Below are 18,653 nucleotides of genomic sequence, written 5' to 3'. Positions count from 1 at the left end.
AATCCCGCATCGCCGCCGCGGCGATGCCAGCGGCCGTGGCGCTTGCCCATATGCCGCCAGCGACCAAAGTCGCAAACGAGAACCGCTTGCATTGCCGCCCCGCGCCGGCGCAACTTTGTGACACGAGGCCGCTTTCTGATTCGACCCCGTTAGCGGTATCCAGTCGTTGTCTGTGATGTGTAGACAATCCAAGGAGGCAGCACATGGTTCGCGCGATCCCTACCCACTCCACCCAGTTGGACGGCACCCGCATCGCCGCCAACGCCGGCGCCATCACCTTCAACGCGGCCATGCTGATGTTGATGCTGGTTCCGCTGAGTGCGCCCAAGCTGATTCAACAGCCGCTGGAAACGATCACCGAGATCGTGATCGTCAAACCCGAGAAAAAGATCGAACCACCGCCGCCGCCGACGATCATCGAAAAGCGCGAGATCAAACGCGATCCCGTGCCCCGCCCCGTGCAGCAAACCCAGACGGTCGAACCGCCGCCGATCGTGATCAACGACACCCCGCAGATCGGCGACGTGCTCGGCGCCGACACCGTTGCCGCGTTCACTCCGCCGTCGATCGACGTCGGCCCGCAGGTGCTCACCGGTGCATCGCTGCAGGCGCTCAGCAGCCCGCCGCCGTCGTATCCGCCGCAGGCCGTGCGCGAAAACCTCACCGGCGTGGTCGAACTGGAAATCCTGGTCGGCATCGACGGCAAGCCGATCGACGTCAGCGTGGTGCGCAGCAGCGGCCATCGCCTGCTCGACCAGGCCGCGATCCGGGTGGTCAAGTCGCGCTGGAAGTTCCAGGCGGCGATGAGCAACGGCCAGCCGGTCCAGGCCCGCGGCCGCGTGCCGATCGAGTTCAAGCTGGAGCAGTAGGTTTTTCTCGCGAGTTGAACCAAAAAAGCCCGGGCCTTGGCCCGGGCTTTTTTTGGTTCGGGAATGGGGAATCGGACGTCGGTGATTGCGGTAGCGCAATGACGACGAGGCGTTCTCGGATGCGGTCGAAGGCGGTGATGGCTGATGACTGCCAGCTGGCGACTGACGGCTAACGGCTAACGGCTAACGGCTAACGAAATATCCTCGCCCTTGCTCGTCATCCCCGCGAAGGCGGGGATCCAGAGACTTCAGAGCCATGCCTGGATGAAGCCCTGGATCCCCGCCTTCGCGGGGATGACGGGCAAAAAACAGACTCGGCAAACCCGATTCCCGATTCCCCGATCCCGGCCGTCAGGCCCGGTGATACGGATGATTCACCAGCAACGCCGCCGCCCGGTACAACTGCTCCGCCGCCACCAGCCGCACCAACATATGCGGCAGGGTCAACGGACCCAGCGACCATTGCTCATCGGCGCGCGCCAGCACCTCGGGCGCGTGTCCTTCCGGTCCGCCGATCAGGAACGCGAGATCGCGACCCTGCCCGCGCCAATGCTCCAGGCGCTGCGCGAGTTGTTCCGAGGTCCACAAGCGTCCGCGGCCTTCCAGCGCGACCACGCAGGCGTTCTTCGGCAACGCGGCGAGCACGCGCGCGCCTTCGTCCTGGGTCGCGCGCACCGCGTCGCGGCCCTTGCCGCGCAGGCCCGGCTCGATCTCGACCAATTCCAGCGGCAGCCAATGCGACAAACGCTTCTGATACTCGCCGAACCCTTCAGCGACCCAGCGCGGCGCGCGTTCGCCGACGGCGATCAATCTGCTTTTCATGCGCGCATGGTAGCCAAGCGCTCGAGTTCACGCTCGCAAGGCCCACGGCGGACACCGGCGAGGTCTGTTCGACCGACGCCGCAATGCCCCACGAAAAAGGCCCGACAACGTCGGGCCCCATATTCGATTCGATCCGATCGGTTCCACCGCCGCGCGCGGCCTATGACCTCGGCGGTATTGCGCGCCTGGGTTTGAAGAACAGCGCGATGACCGATGCAAAAAACAACGGCAAGAACGCCAGCATCGCGGCGTAGACCATCACCGCCTCCCAGCCCTCGGTGAACACGATGGTCGCGTACGCCAGCACCCCAGCCGTAATCAGGCCAGCGACGATGATCGACCACCAGACCGCATTGAGCGCCTTGGTCCATCCGGGCAAGGGTCGAAATCGGTTGTAGATCAACAGCAATGCGCCGACCACGCACAAGCCCTCGAAGAAGAAGACGCTGAAGGTCAACGGATCGATATCGCCCACGCGCCTGCTCCCTCAACGAGTCATCGGCATCGCTGGGTATTCAAAACCGGGACGATGCGCCAATCGTCTTGCCACGACGCAACGCCTCGGATTTTGAATCGCCGTCGGGTGCAAGCACACTTCGACTTGTTCAGAACGCTCAGCGCAGGTTGTCGTCCATCACCTTGATCTGCATGCGCTTGCGCAGCGCCGAGGTCAGCTCGCGGCTTTCGTCGACACCGCCCATCTGGGTGATCTGGGTGCGCAGCATGTCCATCTGCGTCGCCGGGATATCCGACGACTTGCCCGGCACCACCTTGTTGATCGCGAACAGCACCATGCGGCCATCGGGCAGCGCGGCCTTGCCAGCCGCGACCTTGCCCGCCGCGGGCGCCTTGACCAGGAAGATCGCCTCGCTGACTTCGGGCGTCGGCAACGGCATGCCGCGGGCGACGTCGGGCAGCGTTTCCGGCGCCGGCAGTTGCTTGGACGCGGCGACCGCGGCGATGGTCTCGCCGCCGTTGATGCGCGCGATCAGCGCGTCGGCTTCCTTCTCGGCGGCCTTGGCGGTGCGATCGGCGCGCACCGCGGCGATCACCTTGTCGCGGACCTGGGCCAGCGGCAGCGCGCGCTCGGGCGTGTGCGACACGACCCGGATCAGCACGCTGTGGTCCTGGCCGATATCGATCGGATCGCTGACCGTGTTGTCCTGGATGCGCGCCTCGGAGAACGCCGCGCGGATCACCGCCGGATTCTTGGCGATGCCGGTGTTGCTGGCGGCGTCGCGGGTGATCGGGCCGAGCTTGAGCAGCGGCAGATTCATCTGCTTGGCCGGGCCTTCGAGCGTGGTCGGGTTCTTGTAGACCAGATCGACCAGCTTGCCCGAGACATCCTTGAACGCGTTCTCGCGCAGCGACTCGGTTTCCTCGCGCACCAGCGCCTCGCGCACCTGTTCGAACGGCTGCTGCTCGCCGCTCTTGATCTCGCGCACCACGATCACGTGCCAACCGCTTTCGTCTTTCACCGGCGCGCTGACTTCACCGACCTTGAGCTTGAACGCGGCGGCGTCGAACGCGCCGGGAATCGCGCCCTTGCCGACCCAGCCCAGGTCGCCGCCGGCGGCCTTGGAACCCAGGTCGTCGCTGTTGGCGCGCGCCAGCGCGGCGAAATCGGCGCCAGGCGCCCTGGCCTGCGCGGCGATCTGGTTCGCCTTGGTTTCGGCGGCCTTCTGCGCGGCGGCATCGGCGCCGTCGGGCACGTTGATCTGGATGTGCGAGATCTGGCGCTGTTCCTCGGCGAGGAAGCGCGCCTTCTCCGCCTTGTAGCGGTCCTGCAACGCCTGTTCGGTCGGCGGCGCCGGCGGCGGCAGGTTCGCGCCGACGACTTCGACGTATTCGATGTTGACGCTCTCGGGCGCGCGGAAATCCTTGGCGTGGCTGTCGTACCACTTCTGGATATCGGCGGCGGCGACCTCGGAGGTATCCGCGGCCGGCGCCGGCAGCATCACCAGGCTGACGTCGCGCTTCTCGCCCATCAGCTTGACCAGTCGATCGATCTCGGTCTGGGTGAGGAAGTTGCTCTGGCCGACGCTGCTGGTCAGCAGGCCTTCCATCAGCCGCTCGCGCACGAACTGTTCGAATTGCGCCGGCGTCTGCGCCGGCTGGCGCATCTGCAGGCCGAGCACATAGCGTTCCTGATTGAACTTGCCGTTGCTGTCCTGGAAGTCGGGGATGCTCTGGATGGTCTTGACCACCAGCGCGTCGCTGACCGCCAGGCCGTCGACGTCGGCGGCGAGCTTGCGCACGCGCTCGTCGATCAGGATTTCCAGCACTTCGCGCTTGCTTTCCAGGGTTTCGAATTCGCGCGCGTCGAACTGCTCGCCCTGCTGGGCGCGGCGACGTTCGCGTTCCTGCTGGAAACGCTCGTCGAACTGCGAGCGATCGATCGACTCGTGCTTCCACAGCATCGAGGCCGGCCACCACGACGGCGCCGAACGCCACCACGACGGCGCGATATCGATGCGCGCGACCGCGCTGTCGACGCGCTGCACGAGGTATTGCTCGATGCCGACGAAGGCGAAGGGAATGATCAGCAGTCCCAGGATCACCGTGGCGATCCAGCCAGAGGTCTTGTCGCGAAGTGTCTGCAGCATTGTCCGGGTCGCGTTCAGTCGTAAGCCGGACAGTTTAGCGCGGTTCCGGGCCGTGGGCGGGCGGGGGGCGACGTCGGTCGCATTCGCGAGAGGCGGCCTGGGGCGCCCGCTGTCAGGCCGCCGGGGCCAGGGCGATATGCCCGGAGCGGTTTGCCGGGGGACAGGCCGGCGGGATGGCCACGCCGCTGTCCCGCCCCACTCGCAGGATCTGGCCCAGGCCCGGATAAGGCGCCGCGCGGGAATGGCGCGGGAATCTGCAGGCGAGAAAAAAGGCGCCCGTTGCGGGGCGCCTTTTTAAAACGCAGGCGCCGTTGCCGGTGCCGCGCAAAACCTGGAAAAAACAAAGGCATCGTTGCCGATGCCTTTGGAGAAACTGGCGGAGTGGACGGGACTCGAACCCGCGACCTCCGGCGTGACAGGCCAGCATTCTAACCGACTGAACTACCACTCCGCGCTTTGAAACTTTTGCAGCAGACCCCAAATCCGCCGGCCGGGTCGCGACCGAAAAAACAGGGCTCTCACTTATATAAAAACAAAGGCGCCGTTCCCGGCGCCTCTGGCAAAACTGGCGGAGTGGACGGGACTCGAACCCGCGACCTCCGGCGTGACAGGCCAGCATTCTAACCGACTGAACTACCACTCCGCTGCTTTGAAACTTTCGACCACAAACTTTTCGAAGTACGAACCCGACTCGCGTCTTGCTGGGCATCCGTGTTCAGGCGGATTCCGCGGCAGAAAGACCAGAGTCTGGTGGGTGCTGAGGGTTTCGAACCCCCGACCCTCTCCGTGTAAAGGAGACGCTCTACCGCTGAGCTAAGCACCCGAGCATCTGGGTTCGTTGCTTCGATTCTGCCTTCGATGCGTTGGCATCGTCGGCGAGCTGCTTAGTTTACAGCATCCTTCAGCGCCTTGCCAGCCTTGAAGGAAGGATTCTGCGAAGCCGCGATCTTGATGGTCTCGCCGGTCTTCGGGTTGCGGCCCTGGCGCGCGGCGCGCTGGCGCACCTGGAAGGTGCCGAAGCCTACGAGCGTGACAGTGTCGCCCTTCTTGAGCGCCTTGGTGACGACGTCGATCAGTGCGTCGACGGCGGCGGTAGCGTCGGTCTTCGACAGCTCGGCGGTTTCGGCAACGGCGCCTACGAGTTCGGCCTTGTTCATTAGTTTCTTGACTCCCTGTGCGGTGTGACCGCGTGTTCTGAGAATCGGAACGAACGCCGCAGGAGGCGAACGTTCCGATCAAGTGTGCCGTTCTGCAGATTTGTTGTGGGGATGCTGCAGCGCGGTTGCGGTCGTTATACCAGCGGCATTTTAGGGGCGCAAGCTTGAAAGCTAGCTGTGGCGCGGCTTTCAGCGATTTTTACTACCCCTTGACGATGGATTCCGACCAGCGGCCCGAGTCAGTGCTTGACGTCGGGCTGCGGATTGCTCTTGTTGTTTTCGCGAACCGGAAGTTCGCCTTCGCCGGCGGGCGGCGTCGGCGTGATGGGACGCTCGAGCGCGAGACCGAGCACCTCGTCGATCCAGCGCGCGGGCACGATGTTCAAGCCCTGCGTCACACTCTTCGGCAAGTCGACCAGATCCTTGCGGTTCTCTTCGGGAATGATCACGGTGCGGATGCCGCCACGCAGCGCGGCCAGCAATTTTTCCTTCAGTCCGCCGATCGGCAGCACGCGACCGCGCAAGGTGATTTCGCCGGTCATCGCCACGTCGGCCTTGACCGGATTCTTGGTCAGCATCGACACCAGCGCCGTCGCCATGCCGATGCCCGCGCTCGGGCCGTCCTTCGGCGTCGCGCCTTCGGGCACGTGCACATGCACGTCGTGCTTCTGCAGGAACTCGACGTCGATGCCGAGATGTTCGGCGCGCGAACGCACCACCGACAACGCCGCCGATGCCGATTCCTTCATCACGTCGCCGAGCTGTCCGGTGAGGATCAACTGACCCTTGCCCGGCACCAGCGTGGCTTCGACCTGCAACAGGTCGCCGCCGACTTCGGTCCAGGCCAGGCCGGTGACCAGGCCGATTTCGTTCTGCTCCTCGGCGCGGCCGAAATCGAAGCGACGCACGCCCAGATACTTCTCGAGATTCTTCGAGCTGATCGTATGCACGCCGTCCTTGCCCTTCTTCGGCTTCGGACCGGCCAGCGCGATTTCCTTCACCACCTTGCGGCAGATCTTGGAGATCTCGCGTTCGAGATTGCGCACGCCCGACTCGCGCGTGTAGTAGCGCACGATGTCGCGCACCGCCGACTCGGCGATCTTGATTTCCTCGACCTTCAGCCCGTTGGCCTTGATCTGCTTGGGCAGCAGATAGCGCATGGCGATGCTGAGCTTCTCTTCCTCGGTGTAACCCGGGATGCGGATCACTTCCATGCGGTCGAGCAGCGGGCCGGGAATATTGAGCGAGTTGGAGGTCGCCACGAACATCACTTCGCTCAGGTCCAGATCGACTTCGAGGTAGTGGTCGTTGAACGAATGGTTCTGCTCGGGATCGAGCACTTCCAGCAGCGCCGAGGACGGATCGCCGCGGAAGTCCATCGACATCTTGTCGATTTCGTCGAGCACGAACAGCGGGTTCTTGGTGCCGATCTTGTTGAGGTTCTGGACGATGCGGCCCGGCATCGAACCGACATACGTACGGCGATGGCCGCGGATTTCGGCCTCGTCGCGCACGCCGCCGAGCGACATGCGCACGAACTTGCGATTGGTGGCCTTGGCGATCGACTGACCCAGCGAAGTCTTGCCCACGCCTGGCGGGCCGACCAGACACAGGATAGCGCCCTTCATGTTTTTCACCCGCGTCTGCACGGCGAGGTATTCAAGGATGCGCTCCTTGACCTTCTCCAGACCGAAGTGATCCGCGTCCAGCACGTCCTGCGCGGCCTTGAGGTCCTTGCGGATCTTGCTGCGCTTCTTCCACGGCACGCCGAGCAGCCAATCCAGATAGTTGCGCACGACCGCGGCTTCGGCCGACATCGGCGACATCTGCTTGAGCTTGTTGAGTTCGGCCTTGGCCTTGGTCTCGACCGGCTTGGGCATGCCGGCTTCGGCGATCTTGCGGGTGAGTTCGTCGATGTCGTTGGGCGCATCGTCGATCTCGCCCAGCTCCTTCTGGATCGCCTTCATCTGCTCGTTGAGGTAGTACTCGCGCTGGCTCTTCTCCATCTGCGACTTCACGCGGCCGCGGATGCGCTTTTCCAGCTGCTGCACGTCGATCTCGCCGTCAACCAGGCCGACCAGCTGCTCCAGGCGCGCGCCAATGGCGTGGGTCTCCAGCAGCTTCTGCTTGTCACCGATGCGCACGCCCAGATGGGCGGCGACGGTGTCGGCCAGGCGGCCGGGTTCGTCGATGCCGGCGAGCGTCTGCATCAGCTCCGGCGGCAGCTTGCGATTGGTCTTGACGTATTGCTCGAACAAGCCCATCAGCGAACGCGCGATCGCCTCGATCTCGCGTTCTTCGCGATCGAGGTTCGGCTCGACGATGACGGCCTGGCCGGACAATGCGCCGTCGCGTTCGATCACCTCGCTGACCGCGACGCGCGAGACGCCTTCGACCAGCACCTTGATCGTGCCGTCGGGCAGCTTGAGCAATTGCAGCACCTGCGCGAGCGTGCCGATCTCGTACAGATCCTCGGCGGCCGGGTCGTCGGTTTCGGCGGACTTCTGCGCGACCAGCAGGATGCGCTTGTCGGATTCCATCGCTTGATCGAGCGCGCGAATGGACTTGTCGCGTCCGACGAACAGCGGGATCACCATGTGCGGGAACACGACCACGTCGCGCAGCGGCAGCACCGGCAATTGCAGGATTTCGTGTTCGGTATGGTCTGACATGCGGACTCCAGATGAATACGATCTGCGGCCACTACGGCCGCCATGACCGATTTATGGGGTTGTCGCCTGAGCGATGCAAGCGCGGCGTGTGCAGCGGCGGTCCGTTGTCCTTGAAAACCGTTGTTAATCAGTGGATTGAAGCGTTTTCGGCATGCAAAGTTCCAGCCTTGTCGACAGTCGGCCTTGGCGGTGCGGCGGGCAGCCGGCGACGCGCGGGCCTGATTCGCACCTTACGCCGTTATTGACTGAACACACGCCGATCCGGGCGCGGATCGGACAGGTTGGCCGGGCGCCGCGGCTAACCACCTGCCGGGGCTTGCAGGCCGCCGCCGGGTAGCAACCAGTCGCGACTCGGGATTGCGCAGCTGAGGCCTGCTTGACCGAGGCAGTTGCGACGACAGCGCGCCGCGCAATCCAATAGACCTCGCGGCTTCGGAATCTTTGGGAGGGGCATCGGCCCCGATGCTTTCCGCTCGGATCACTCCGATCTGAAACAAGAGCGTCGGGCCTGAAGGCCCTCCCACAAAAGACCTCGCGGCTATGGAATTTTTTGTGGGAGGGGCTTCAGCCCCGATGCTTTTCGCTCGGCTTACCCCGATCTGAAACAAGAGCGTCGGGCCTGAAGGCCCTCCCACAATAAACTTCGCGGCTGCGAAGCCTTTGTCGCATTCATAACGAAAAAGACCAGACGCGAGCGCCTGGTCTTTTCGATAGCCTCGCGATGCCGCGGCTTACTCGGCCGCGGCGACTTTCGGCTGCGCCGGCGGCGTCTGATAGATCAGGTACGGCTCGGACTTGTGCTCGATCACCGACTCGTCGACGACCACCTTGCTGACGTTTTCCAGCGACGGCAGTTCGTACATCGTGTCCAGCAGCACCGATTCGACGATGGTGCGCAGGCCGCGCGCGCCGGTCTTGCGCTTGAGCGCCTTGCGCGCGATCGCCGCGAGCGCGTCGGGACGGAATTCGAGCTCGACGCTCTCCATCTCGAACAACTTGCGGAACTGCTTGGTGATCGCGTTCTTGGGCTCGGTCAGGATCGAGATCAGCGCCGCTTCGTCGAGCTCCTCGAGCGTGGCGACCACCGGCAGGCGGCCGACGAACTCGGGGATCAGGCCGAACTTGATCAGGTCCTCGGGCTCGACTTCGGCCAGGATCTTGCCGATCTCGACCTTGCGCTCGCTGCTCTTGACCTTGGCGCCGAAACCGATGCCGCCGGCTTCGGTGCTGCGCTGCTGGATGATCTTGTCCAGACCCGCGAACGCACCGCCGACTACGAACAAAATATTGCGCGTGTCGACCTGCAGGAATTCCTGCTGCGGATGCTTGCGCCCGCCCTGCGGCGGCACGCTGGCGACGGTGCCTTCGATCAGCTTGAGCAGCGCCTGCTGCACGCCTTCGCCGGACACGTCGCGGGTGATCGAGGGGTTGTCGCTCTTGCGCGAGATCTTGTCGATTTCGTCGATGTAGACGATGCCCTGCTGGGCCTTCTCGACATCGTAATCGCACTTCTGCAAGAGCTTCTGGATGATGTTCTCGACGTCTTCGCCCACATAACCGGCTTCGGTCAGGGTGGTGGCGTCGGCGATCGTGAACGGCACATTGAGCAGCCGCGCCAGCGTTTCGGCCAGCAGCGTCTTGCCCGAACCGGTCGGGCCCACCAGCAGGATGTTCGACTTCGACAATTCGACGTCGTCGTTCCTCTGCCGGCTCTCGATGCGCTTGTAGTGGTTGTACACGGCCACGGCCAAGGTGCGCTTGGCGCGCAGCTGGCCGATCACGTATTGGTCCAGCACCTCGAGGATCTCGCGCGGCTTGGGCAGATGACTGCGTGCCGACTGCGCCTTTTCCTCGAGCTCCTCACGGATGATGTCGTTGCAAAGCTCGACGCATTCATCGCAGATGAAGACGCTCGGACCCGCAATCAGCTTGCGGACTTCGTGCTGGCTTTTACCGCAGAACGAGCAATACAGGATCTTGTTGCTTTCGCCCGTGCTGCGTCCTTGTCGATCGTCGGTCATGCTTGGTGGGGTCCGTTGCTGCTCAGTGTGAAGCCTGATTCTTAATATGCCCAAAAAGCCTTGGCGGCAAGCGCCGCCAACGCTGATTCAGTTATGCCGACCCGAGAATAACACAGCGTCCCCGGCCACCCCGTAGCGTGGGCCTCGCCCTGGATTCCCAGCGCGATCAAGGATTTGCGTCATTATCGGGTCGTGGCCTGACTCAGGACGGCTGCACCGACTCTTCGGGGCGGCGATCCACGACCTGATCGATCAGGCCGTATTCGAGTGCGGCTTGGGCGCTCTTGAAGTTGTCGCGCTCGGTGTCGCGGGCGATCGTCTCCAGGTCCTGGCCGGTGTGCTTGGCCAGAATCTCGTTGAGGCGCTGACGCAGGGTCAGGATCTCGCGGGCGTGGATGTCGATATCGGTCGCCTGGCCCTGGAAGCCGCCGAGCGGCTGATGGATCATCACCCGCGAGTTCGGTAACGCCAGACGCTTGCCCTTGGCGCCCGAGGCCAGCAGCAAGGCGCCCATGCTGGCGGCCTGGCCGATGCAGATCGTGCTCACGTCGGGCTTGATGTACTGCATGGTGTCGTAGATCGCCATGCCGGCGGTGACCACGCCACCGGGCGAGTTGATGTAGAGGCTGATGTCCTTTTCGGGATTTTCAGCTTCCAGGAACAGCATCTGCGCCACGATCACGTTGGCGACGTGGTCGTCGACCCCGCCGACCAGGAAGATGATGCGTTCCTTGAGCAGGCGCGAGTAGATGTCGTAGGCGCGCTCGCCGCGGCTGGTCTGTTCGACCACCATCGGCACCAGGTTCAAGGCTTTGGTTCGGTTGTCCATGTTCAACGGCACCTATTGGCTGACGTAGAAGTGCGCTGATAAACGCAGCGCGGTCCGGCCAACTTGGGGCCGGCCGGACCGCAGCGCAAGAGGCGCGATTGCTAAAAGCGTCTTGGCGGTTCCCCGCGCCCGTTGTGGACAGCGTCCGCAACGGATTCGCGGGCGCCGGCGCGAGCGATCGCGCCGGCGGTGCGCGAATCCGCTCAGTTCGGGCGGATCGCCTCGCTGAACGACAGCGGCTGCTCGGTGTGCTGGGCGCGCTCGGCGATCCAGTCGATCACCTGCTCCTCCATCACCCGGTTCTGCAGGCCGGCCATCAGCTGCTGGTCGTTGCGGTACAGGTCGATCACCTGCTGCGGCTCCTCGTAGGTCGAGGCGATCAGGCGCAGGGTCTCGTTGACGCGCTTGGGCTCCAGGCGCAGCTCGTTGCGGCGCGCGATCTCGCCGACCAGCAGGCCGACCAGCACGCGCTTGCGGGCCGCGTCCATGTAGTTCAGGTGCGCATCGGCCGGGGCTTCGATCTGGCGGCCCTGGCGACGGGCCTGCTCGACGGTCTGCCAGACCATGTCGCGGGCTTCGTTCTCGACCAGCTTGGGCGGCATTTCGACCGACTCGTAGGCGGCGATGAGCTGCTCGCCGACTTCGCGGCGCAGGCGGGTCATCAGCGCGCCCTTGAGCTCGCGCTCCAGGTTGGTGCGGATGTCGTTGCGGAACTGCTCGGCATCGCCGCTCTTCACGCCGAAGCTCTTGATGAAGGCCGCGTCGACCTCCGGCAGGACCGGCTCGGACACGTGGTTGAGCTTGAGGTGCACGCTGGCCTTCTGGCCGGCCAGCTGCGGCGCGCGCCAGTCGGCCGGGAATTCGACCTCGGCGACGGTTTCTTCGCCGGCCTTGACCCCGATCATGGCGTCTTCGAGCGGCTTGAACATCGATTCCGAGCCGATCTGGGTGCTGCCGTACTCTGCGCCCTCGGCCGGCAGGCGTTCGTCGCCGACCTGGCTCCAGGTTTCCAGCTCGACCACGTCGCCGGCCTGGGCCGGGCGCTCGACCGTGGTCAGGGTGCGGCGCTGCAGGCGCAGGTTCTCGATCATCGCGTCGATGTCGGTGTCGGTCACTTCGGCGGTGTGGCGAAGGACCTGCAGCTTGCTCACGTCGATGTCGCCGAAATCCGGCACGACTTCGAAGGTGGCGATGTACGACAGCGTTTCGCCGCCTTCGGCGGCCGGCTCGATGCGCGGGTTACCGGCGATCTGCAGCTTTTCCTCGCGCACGGCGTTGCTGAAGCTCTCGCGCAGCATGCCGTCGAGGATTTCGGCGCGGACCTGGGCGCCGAAGCGCTGCTCGATCACCTTGGTCGGCACTTTGCCGGGACGGAAGCCCTTGATCTTGGCGTCGCGCGCGATTTCGCGCAGGCGGCCACCGACCTGGGTTTCCAGATTTTCGGCGGGGAGGCTGAAGGTCAGACGGCGTTCCAGCGAGCCCAGCGATTCGAGCGAAACTTGCATATCCACTCCTGCGACCGCGGCACCTGCCGCGGCGACGATGTTGATGATCCTGTCCGGCCGCTGGCCTGGGCGGCAGCAGTCCCGGGCAGCGGAACTTACTAGTTTGGCCGATAAAGGCCGCCGCTGCCAGCGTCAAGGGCCGCCGAATCGGCCTTGGGCGGGGTTTTGCGGGCGATTGGTCGCGTTTTGGCGATCCAGACGGGGGCCGCGGCGCTTGAGCGGCCTGAAGGCGGGGGCGGCGCGGCCGTGCCAGGCCCGACGGGGCGAATCCTGTCCCGCTGGCATGCCGCAGCGGCGACCGGCCGCAGAGCTTGCCGCTACGGTGGCGCTGGCGCCAAAACGGGGTAAAGCCCCGGCCGGAATCGCCCGCCATTGGGGTATTCACGGCGGATGGTCGCCAGGCCAGCCGACGTGGTGCGAAAGGCGGGACTCGAACCCGCACGGGGGTTACCCGCTGGAACCTAAATCCAGTGCGTCTACCAATTCCGCCACTTTCGCGCAGCGCCGGCATCGAAACGAAGCGGCCGGCGCATTCTAGCCGGCGCGCGGCGAAAAATCGCCCCGCGGCCGCGATGGCCGCGATGGCCGCGGGCGATGCGCACCCGCCCCAGGCCTTCGGCGCGATCGCAAACGCCGCGCACCTCCGGTCGCGCGCGCCCGACACCGCCACACGCTCGCCGACCATCGCCACCAAGCCCGCAAAGACACCCGCGCGACCGCGCGGCTATGCTCGGCGAAACCCAACGGAAGCCCTCCCGTGCGCGAACTGTTTCCCGAGATCGAGCCCTACCGCACTCACCGCCTCGCCGTGGACGACCTGCACGAACTGCATATCGAAGAGTGCGGCAATCCCGACGGTCTGCCGGTCGTGTTCCTGCACGGCGGGCCGGGCGCGGGCGTGTCGCCGTATCACCGGCGCTTTTTCGATCCCAAGCGCTACCGGATCGTCCTGTTCGATCAACGCGGCGCGGGCAAGTCGACGCCGCACGCGGAATTGCGCGACAACACCACCCAACATCTGGTCGCGGACATCGAGACGATTCGCGAGCACTTCGGCATCGAACGCTGGGTGGTATTCGGCGGATCGTGGGGCTCCACCCTCGCCCTCGCCTACAGCCAGACGCATCCCGACCGCACGCTCGGGCTGGTGCTGCGCGGCATTTTCCTGGGCCGGCCGGACGAACTACGCTGGTTCCAGGAACTCGACGGCGGCGCGCGCTGGATTTTCCCCGAGCGCTGGGCGCGTTACCTCGCCCACATCCCCGAAGCCGAACACGACAATCTGACCGAGGCCTATTGGCGCCGGCTCGACAGCGACGATCCGGACGTGCGCCTGGCCGCGGCGCAGGCGTGGGGGTATTGGGAAGGCGGCAGCACCACCTTGATCCACGATCCCAACGAAGCGGGCAATTTCGAAGAACCGCGGGTGGCGATCAGCGTGGCGCGCGCCGAGGCGCACTACTTCCGCAACCAGGTGTTCCTGCAGCCCGATCAACTGCTGCGCGATGTCGATCGCATCCGCCAGATTCCGGCGACGATCGTGCAGGGTCGCTACGACATCATTTGTCCGGCGAAAAGCGCGATCGATCTGGCCGCGGCGTGGCCGGAAGCGGAGCTCAAGATTGTCCTGGCCGGACACAGCGCGGCGGATCCTGCGATCGTGGATGCGTTGGTGACGGCGACCGATGCGCTCGCTGATCGCTTCGCTTTATCAGCGCGATAGGCGCGGCGTGATCGGGCCAGGCACGCGATGAAGCCTGATCTCGGCACCTGCGCGATGCTCGCAGGTGTCGCGATCGATCGAACCGGATCGCGACGCCGAGGCTCGATCGAAGCAACGCGTTTCGCCCCGCGCAGCCGGCGCGCGCCTGCTTCGACAGCACGCTGAACTGACGCGGACAAAAAAAGCCCGGCATGTCTGCCGGGCTTTTCATCCATGGGGCCGTCCAGGATTCATCGCGACATGACGGTCGCCAGGGCACCGGCCGCAACGGCCCGCATGAGTACGATCAGAAGACGCAGCGTCCGCCGCCGATCGGGCATGCCTTGACGAACACCCACTTGTGACTGCTGCAGGTGTAGTAGTAACGCCAGCTGCCCTGCACGATGGTCGTGGTGGCGCCGTTGGGATTGCAGTACTGGCCGCCGACCTGCGCGCTCGCGGTGCCGCCGGCGCCGATCGCCATACCCGCCGCGAACACCACGGCCGCCATCTTCTTCATCACAGTCCGATTCATTCGTTGCTCCCTTTGCATAACATGATGTCGCTGGAACGATTCGCGGGCATTCGCGGCGGCATGCAAACGAAACTTGCGCCATGAATGGCAGCACGGACAGCCAGCGATTCTGTCCGTTGTCGGGTACCGGTGCTGTCGTGGGGGCGACGAATGGGATCGGCGCAGTTCAGACCTGGACACGCCTTGATAGGGATAGCCGATTTTTGCGCCGCTGTGCGATGTTCGAGACTGTGGATCACGCTTAAAACGTGATCTTCACCGGCACTTTTATCCTTGAATGCAGCGCACGCCTATCCGCGGTCCATCGCGGCTGCGACATCCACGCGTTCGCCAAGACCATCGGCGTCAGCGACGCGGCGCCCGCCCGTCGCAGCCATCGATGCATTTGCTAAGCCGCTGATCTTTTCAGCCACGCGGATGGCGCGCGAGTGATTGCGATGACTACGCGATCGCCATGTTCGCCGCCGCGAAGTGCCGATGAAGATCACGCTTCGGTTTTGCGCCATGCACGCGAACGTCTGACATCCGGCGAAAAATAGGTTATCCCTGATTCGTCACGTGTCCAGGCTCGAGCTTCCCAGGTCGCATTCGATGCGCGAAGCGCGATATCCGATGACGGACAGAGGCGCTGGCTGCCCGTGCCGGCATACGCGGACCCTAGTTGTACGCTGCATGTCCCGCCAATGCCCGCGAACCAATCCAGCGACATTGTTAAGCACATGGAGCAAGTGATGAATTCGACGATGACGAAGAAAGTAGCGGCCGCGGTGTTCGCGGCGGGATTGATGATCGGCGCTGGCGGTACCGCGAGCGCGCAGGTGGCCGGGCAGTCGTGCAGTCCCAACGGCGCCTCGACGACCGTCGTGCAGAACGGACGGCGCAACTACTACACCTGCACGAACTACAAATGGGTGTTCGTGAAGTCGTGCCCGATTGGCGGCGGCCCCTGCTACACCCCCTGATCCTGCAAGCGTTCAGCCCGCGCCGTGGCGATGGCACGTCGCCGAACACCAGGACGGCTCGCTGAACAGAAAAGGCCCGGCGGATAGACCGGGCCTTTTCGTTTCGTCGCATTCGACGATGCGTCGCGACCGCGGATCGATAAGCCGCATCGGGAGGTGAGCCGAGCTGATCGGGCGTCGCCACTGGACGCGTAATCGTCGTGATTCGGCTTAAGCGATCGCGACAATCTCAATTGTCCCCCGGCAGGTTCGTCGCGGCTCGTGCAGATGCCCGTTCGAATGGATTCGCAACTCAGAACCCGAATCCCGAGCCGCGCGATGCCGCAGCGAGGATCAATCCGGAATCGTCGGCTCGACCAGGCGCTCGAGCAAAGTCAGCGATTCCTGCCAGCCCAGATAACACTGTTCGACCGGAATCACGTCCGGAATGCCTTCCTGCACGATCTGCACTTCGGTGCCGCACGAGACCGCGCGCAAGGTGATCGTGGTGACCATGGTGCCCGGCAGATTCGGATCGTCGAAGCGGTCGTCGTGAACGATGCGCTCGTTCGGCACGAGTTCCAGATACGTGCCGCCGAAGCTGTGGCCGTTGCCGGTCGAAAGATTGGTGAAGCTCATGCGGTATCGGCCGCCGACCCGCGCCTCCAGCTCATGCACGGTGCAGGTGAAGCCGTCCGGCGGCAGCCACTTGGACAGGGCGGCGGCGTCGAGGAAGGCGCGGTAGACGCGCTCGGTCGGGGCGGTGAAGACGCGATGCAGGCGGACGGTGCCACTCATGGGATATCTCCTAAGCGAGGTGAAGCCCTCACTGAGTCCGACGAACCAGCAGGGCGCGAATCGACATCGGGTTCTTACACGAATGAAGGTTCGCGCGGCGTGGTCGGACGCGGCCAAAAAGCCGGGCGTGGCCGGGCGTGGCGCGGGAACCGTAAACTGAAGGCAACCCGCGACATCTTTCAGGCTCGCCTCATCGCGGCGCCTTCCCATCACGGCAATTGGAGTCCCCATGTCCGGCAACGACCGCAACGCCCCCTCCGCCCATGAGATCAACCTCATGGACAAGATTTTCGCCACCTTGGCGGCCCACGACGTCTTGCTCAAGGCCATGATCAGAACCGCCGATACCGACTATCGTCGGCGCATCGCCGGCGAATACACCGCCGTGGCCGACAGCATGCGCTCGGCGTTCACTCAGGGCGGAAAAGCGCCCGCGGGTTTCCTCGAGCAATACGACCGTCTGATCGCGCTCGCCAAGGAACAGGTTTTCGACTGAGCGATACGGCGGACAGGAGGCCGGCTGGAATGCGGCCTCCGCATCGCGCGGCGCGCGGTACGCGGTACGCGACACCGCCGAAGAGAGCTATAAATTCAGCGGGAATCTTCAGGCCGGGAAGTTTCGGGCCGAGAAACTCCGGGCAAAGAAAAAGGGACTTGGCGTTGCGGCCAAGTCCCTTTTCTTATTTGGTGGGCTGTCAAGGATTCGAACCTTGGACCTATTGATTAAGAGTCAACTGCTCTACCAACTGAGCTAACAGCCCGATAAAACCGGAGCGACACTATAACCGAACTACGCAGTGCCGCACAACTAAAATTTGGGGTGGAAGACGGGATTTGAACCCGCGACCCCCGGAATCACAATCCGGTGCTCTAACCAACTGAGCTACATCCACCATAGACATCTACAAGCTACATCTTAAAGCGAAACGACATTTAAAAGCGTTACGACGTGGCGCGCCCGGCAGGAATCGAACCTGCAACCACCGGCTTAGAAGGCCGGTGCTCTATCCGGTTGAGCTACGGGCGCCAGTCGGAAGAATCTTAACTGACGCTCGGCCTGTTCGACGGATGGTCGGGGCAGAGGGATTCGAACCCACGACATCCAGCTCCCAAAGCTGGCGCTCTACCAGGCTGAGCTATACCCCGAAGCCGGGACTCCCGCGGCACACCAACCCCGCGAAAGGCCGCATAGTGTGGTGGGCGCTTTCGCCGCTGTCAATGAGGTCGAAGCGATGGATTCTGGCGGCGGCGCGCGCCGGCGCGCTCGGCAAAGGCGCGGCGGCGCTTGCGCCGTGTATGCTTCGGCCCCAGGTACACCTCATTCTCAAGTATCGCGGCCTGTGCGCGGTACGTTTTCAAGGAGCAAGACCATGATCCGCAGCGGCAATCCCGCATTGAAGGAATCGACTTTCCTCGACCTGGGCAGCGGCGCGGTCGTGCGCGGCGGCGATCAGGTGATGACCCTGAACGGCACGGTCAACAAGACCGGTTTCCTGCTGCTGCTGACCGTGCTCACCGCGGCCTTCGCCTGGAGTCAGGTGCAGATCACCGAGCAGGGCGTGATCGGCGCCGGCCCGTACATCTGGGGCGGCGCGATCGGCGGCCTGGTCCTGGCCCTGGTCACCACCTTCAAGAAGACCTGGTCGCCGGTGACGGCGCCGCTGTACGCGCTGGTCGAGGGCTTCTTCCTCGGCGCGATCTCCTCGATGTTCGAGGCCCGCTTCCCGGGCATCGTGATCCAGGCGGTGATGCTGACCTTCGGCACCCTGTTCGCGCTGCTGTTCGCCTACCGCTCGGGCCTGATCAAGGCGACCGAGAACTTCAAGCTCGGCGTGGTCGCGGCCACCGGCGGCATCGCCCTGCTCTACCTGGTCAGCTTCGCGCTGAGCTTCTTCAACATCCAGGTGCCGTATATCCATCAGTCGGGGATCATCGGCATTGGCTTCAGCTTGTTCGTGGTGGTGATCGCCGCGCTCAACCTGGTGCTGGACTTCGATTTCATCGAGACCGGCGTCGAGCAGGGCGCGCCGAAGTACATGGAGTGGTACGGCGCGTTCGGGCTGATGGTCACTCTGGTGTGGCTGTATATCGAGTTCCTGCGCTTGCTGTCGAAGATTCAGTCGCGTAACTGATTCGGATTGGCTTGCGGTTGACGGAAAAGGGCGCCTTGGGCGCCCTTTTTCTTTGTCTGGCGAT

At 64.1% G+C, this 18,653-nt stretch carries 16 protein-coding genes and 8 tRNA genes; 5 read left to right on the top strand and 19 right to left on the bottom strand.

From position 1 onward, the window contains the following. Positions 1-203 precede the first annotated feature (203 nt). Complete coding sequence (locus tag AC3A4T_RS06880; protein WP_487674700.1) at positions 204-869, top strand: energy transducer TonB; 666 nt, start codon at positions 204-206, stop codon at positions 867-869. A gap of 351 nt (positions 870-1,220) precedes the next feature. Here the strand turns inward: AC3A4T_RS06880 and rlmH are convergent, their stop codons facing one another. The 13 genes from rlmH to AC3A4T_RS06815 all read right to left on the bottom strand — a co-directional run bounded on the left by rlmH (position 1,221) and on the right by AC3A4T_RS06815 (position 12,979). Continuing rightward, on the bottom strand, positions 1,221-1,691 hold the full coding sequence (gene rlmH, locus AC3A4T_RS06875) for a 23S rRNA (pseudouridine(1915)-N(3))-methyltransferase RlmH (RefSeq protein ID WP_056109240.1): 471 nt from the start codon (positions 1,689-1,691) through the stop codon (positions 1,221-1,223). Between the two features lie 160 nt (positions 1,692-1,851). Further along, on the bottom strand, positions 1,852-2,166 hold the full coding sequence (locus AC3A4T_RS06870; RefSeq protein ID WP_487674699.1) for a hypothetical protein: 315 nt from the start codon (positions 2,164-2,166) through the stop codon (positions 1,852-1,854). A 139-nt stretch (positions 2,167-2,305) separates the two neighbouring features. Next, entirely contained in the window at positions 2,306-4,297 is a 1,992-nt protein-coding gene (locus AC3A4T_RS06865) for a SurA N-terminal domain-containing protein (RefSeq protein WP_487674698.1), read from the bottom strand. Between the two features lie 374 nt (positions 4,298-4,671). Further along, positions 4,672-4,748 (bottom strand) — tRNA-Asp (locus AC3A4T_RS06860). A 115-nt stretch (positions 4,749-4,863) separates the two neighbouring features. Continuing rightward, a tRNA-Asp gene (locus AC3A4T_RS06855) sits at positions 4,864-4,940 on the bottom strand. Positions 4,941-5,045: 105 nt separating this feature from the next. Next, positions 5,046-5,120: transfer RNA gene (locus AC3A4T_RS06850), tRNA-Val, on the bottom strand. A gap of 61 nt (positions 5,121-5,181) precedes the next feature. Then, the gene (locus AC3A4T_RS06845) at positions 5,182-5,454 is read right to left on the bottom strand and encodes an HU family DNA-binding protein (protein ID WP_036110003.1); all 273 of its coding nucleotides are present in this window, start codon (positions 5,452-5,454) and stop codon (positions 5,182-5,184) included. A 239-nt stretch (positions 5,455-5,693) separates the two neighbouring features. Further along, a complete protein-coding gene (gene lon, locus AC3A4T_RS06840) occupies positions 5,694-8,126 on the bottom strand; it encodes an endopeptidase La (RefSeq protein WP_487674697.1) in 2,433 nt (810 codons plus the stop codon). A gap of 230 nt (positions 8,127-8,356) precedes the next feature. After that, positions 8,357-8,761: a DUF6053 domain-containing protein gene (locus AC3A4T_RS06835; RefSeq protein ID WP_487674696.1), complete on the bottom strand. Its 405-nt coding sequence runs from the start codon at positions 8,759-8,761 to the stop codon at positions 8,357-8,359. 96 nt (positions 8,762-8,857) lie between these two features. Next, a complete protein-coding gene (gene clpX / locus AC3A4T_RS06830) occupies positions 8,858-10,147 on the bottom strand; it encodes an ATP-dependent Clp protease ATP-binding subunit ClpX (protein WP_056108932.1) in 1,290 nt (429 codons plus the stop codon). 202 nt (positions 10,148-10,349) lie between these two features. Next, positions 10,350-10,976: an ATP-dependent Clp endopeptidase proteolytic subunit ClpP gene (gene clpP, locus AC3A4T_RS06825; RefSeq protein WP_036110091.1), complete on the bottom strand. Its 627-nt coding sequence runs from the start codon at positions 10,974-10,976 to the stop codon at positions 10,350-10,352. A gap of 203 nt (positions 10,977-11,179) precedes the next feature. After that, on the bottom strand, positions 11,180-12,481 hold the full coding sequence (gene tig, locus AC3A4T_RS06820; protein WP_487674695.1) for a trigger factor: 1,302 nt from the start codon (positions 12,479-12,481) through the stop codon (positions 11,180-11,182). 412 nt (positions 12,482-12,893) lie between these two features. After that, positions 12,894-12,979: transfer RNA gene (locus AC3A4T_RS06815), tRNA-Leu, on the bottom strand. Between the two features lie 259 nt (positions 12,980-13,238). Between AC3A4T_RS06815 and pip the strand changes: the two genes are divergently transcribed. Further along, positions 13,239-14,204, top strand: a complete 966-nt coding sequence (pip, locus tag AC3A4T_RS06810; protein ID WP_487674694.1) for a prolyl aminopeptidase — start codon at positions 13,239-13,241, stop codon at positions 14,202-14,204. Between the two features lie 286 nt (positions 14,205-14,490). Here the strand turns inward: pip and AC3A4T_RS06805 are convergent, their stop codons facing one another. Further along, positions 14,491-14,718, bottom strand: coding sequence for a hypothetical protein (locus AC3A4T_RS06805; protein WP_487674693.1), 228 nt, complete (start codon positions 14,716-14,718; stop codon positions 14,491-14,493). Positions 14,719-15,461: 743 nt separating this feature from the next. On the opposite strand from AC3A4T_RS06805, the gene AC3A4T_RS06800 reads away from it, so the two are divergent. Then, positions 15,462-15,680 carry a hypothetical protein gene (locus tag AC3A4T_RS06800; RefSeq protein WP_487674692.1) on the top strand — a complete coding sequence of 73 codons (219 nt, stop codon included), beginning with the start codon at positions 15,462-15,464 and terminating at the stop codon, positions 15,678-15,680. Between the two features lie 333 nt (positions 15,681-16,013). Here AC3A4T_RS06800 and AC3A4T_RS06795 read toward each other — a convergent pair whose 3' ends face one another. Further along, positions 16,014-16,457: an SRPBCC family protein gene (locus AC3A4T_RS06795; RefSeq protein WP_487674691.1), complete on the bottom strand. Its 444-nt coding sequence runs from the start codon at positions 16,455-16,457 to the stop codon at positions 16,014-16,016. Between the two features lie 229 nt (positions 16,458-16,686). Between AC3A4T_RS06795 and AC3A4T_RS06790 the strand changes: the two genes are divergently transcribed. Continuing rightward, positions 16,687-16,953, top strand: a complete 267-nt coding sequence (locus AC3A4T_RS06790) for a hypothetical protein (RefSeq protein WP_487674690.1) — start codon at positions 16,687-16,689, stop codon at positions 16,951-16,953. 189 nt (positions 16,954-17,142) lie between these two features. Here AC3A4T_RS06790 and AC3A4T_RS06785 read toward each other — a convergent pair. The 4 genes from AC3A4T_RS06785 to AC3A4T_RS06770 all read right to left on the bottom strand — a co-directional run bounded on the left by AC3A4T_RS06785 (position 17,143) and on the right by AC3A4T_RS06770 (position 17,603). Then, positions 17,143-17,218: transfer RNA gene (locus AC3A4T_RS06785), tRNA-Lys, on the bottom strand. A gap of 55 nt (positions 17,219-17,273) precedes the next feature. Beyond that, positions 17,274-17,350: transfer RNA gene (locus tag AC3A4T_RS06780), tRNA-His, on the bottom strand. 57 nt (positions 17,351-17,407) lie between these two features. Continuing rightward, positions 17,408-17,484: transfer RNA gene (locus tag AC3A4T_RS06775), tRNA-Arg, on the bottom strand. A gap of 42 nt (positions 17,485-17,526) precedes the next feature. Further along, positions 17,527-17,603: transfer RNA gene (locus tag AC3A4T_RS06770), tRNA-Pro, on the bottom strand. Positions 17,604-17,827: 224 nt separating this feature from the next. Here AC3A4T_RS06770 and AC3A4T_RS06765 point away from each other — a divergent pair. Then, complete coding sequence (locus tag AC3A4T_RS06765) at positions 17,828-18,589, top strand: Bax inhibitor-1/YccA family protein (protein WP_160309452.1); 762 nt, start codon at positions 17,828-17,830, stop codon at positions 18,587-18,589. Positions 18,590-18,653 lie beyond the last annotated feature (64 nt).

This window comes from Lysobacter sp. Soil_N_51 (assembly GCF_057655755.1).
Note: the sequence above shows the minus strand (reverse complement) of the source record. Positions and strands in the feature narration are given on the sequence as shown.

What these genes read in the sequence shown, in the direction of transcription:
- AC3A4T_RS06765 (WP_160309452.1), top strand. Translation starts at nt 17,828, where the DNA reads ATGATCCGCAGCGGCAATCCCGCATTGAAGGAATCGACTTTCCTCGAC.
- AC3A4T_RS06880 (WP_487674700.1), top strand. Translation starts at nt 204, where the DNA reads ATGGTTCGCGCGATCCCTACCCACTCCACCCAGTTGGACGGCACCCGC.
- clpX (WP_056108932.1), bottom strand. Translation starts at nt 10,147, where the DNA reads ATGACCGACGATCGACAAGGACGCAGCACGGGCGAAAGCAACAAGATC.
- AC3A4T_RS06845 (WP_036110003.1), bottom strand. Translation starts at nt 5,454, where the DNA reads ATGAACAAGGCCGAACTCGTAGGCGCCGTTGCCGAAACCGCCGAGCTG.
- AC3A4T_RS06865 (WP_487674698.1), bottom strand. Translation starts at nt 4,297, where the DNA reads ATGCTGCAGACACTTCGCGACAAGACCTCTGGCTGGATCGCCACGGTG.
- tig (WP_487674695.1), bottom strand. Translation starts at nt 12,481, where the DNA reads ATGCAAGTTTCGCTCGAATCGCTGGGCTCGCTGGAACGCCGTCTGACC.
- clpP (WP_036110091.1), bottom strand. Translation starts at nt 10,976, where the DNA reads ATGGACAACCGAACCAAAGCCTTGAACCTGGTGCCGATGGTGGTCGAA.
- AC3A4T_RS06805 (WP_487674693.1), bottom strand. Translation starts at nt 14,718, where the DNA reads ATGAATCGGACTGTGATGAAGAAGATGGCGGCCGTGGTGTTCGCGGCG.
- rlmH (WP_056109240.1), bottom strand. Translation starts at nt 1,691, where the DNA reads ATGAAAAGCAGATTGATCGCCGTCGGCGAACGCGCGCCGCGCTGGGTC.
- AC3A4T_RS06800 (WP_487674692.1), top strand. Translation starts at nt 15,462, where the DNA reads ATGACGAAGAAAGTAGCGGCCGCGGTGTTCGCGGCGGGATTGATGATC.
- lon (WP_487674697.1), bottom strand. Translation starts at nt 8,126, where the DNA reads ATGTCAGACCATACCGAACACGAAATCCTGCAATTGCCGGTGCTGCCG.
- AC3A4T_RS06790 (WP_487674690.1), top strand. Translation starts at nt 16,687, where the DNA reads ATGTCCGGCAACGACCGCAACGCCCCCTCCGCCCATGAGATCAACCTC.
- AC3A4T_RS06795 (WP_487674691.1), bottom strand. Translation starts at nt 16,457, where the DNA reads ATGAGTGGCACCGTCCGCCTGCATCGCGTCTTCACCGCCCCGACCGAG.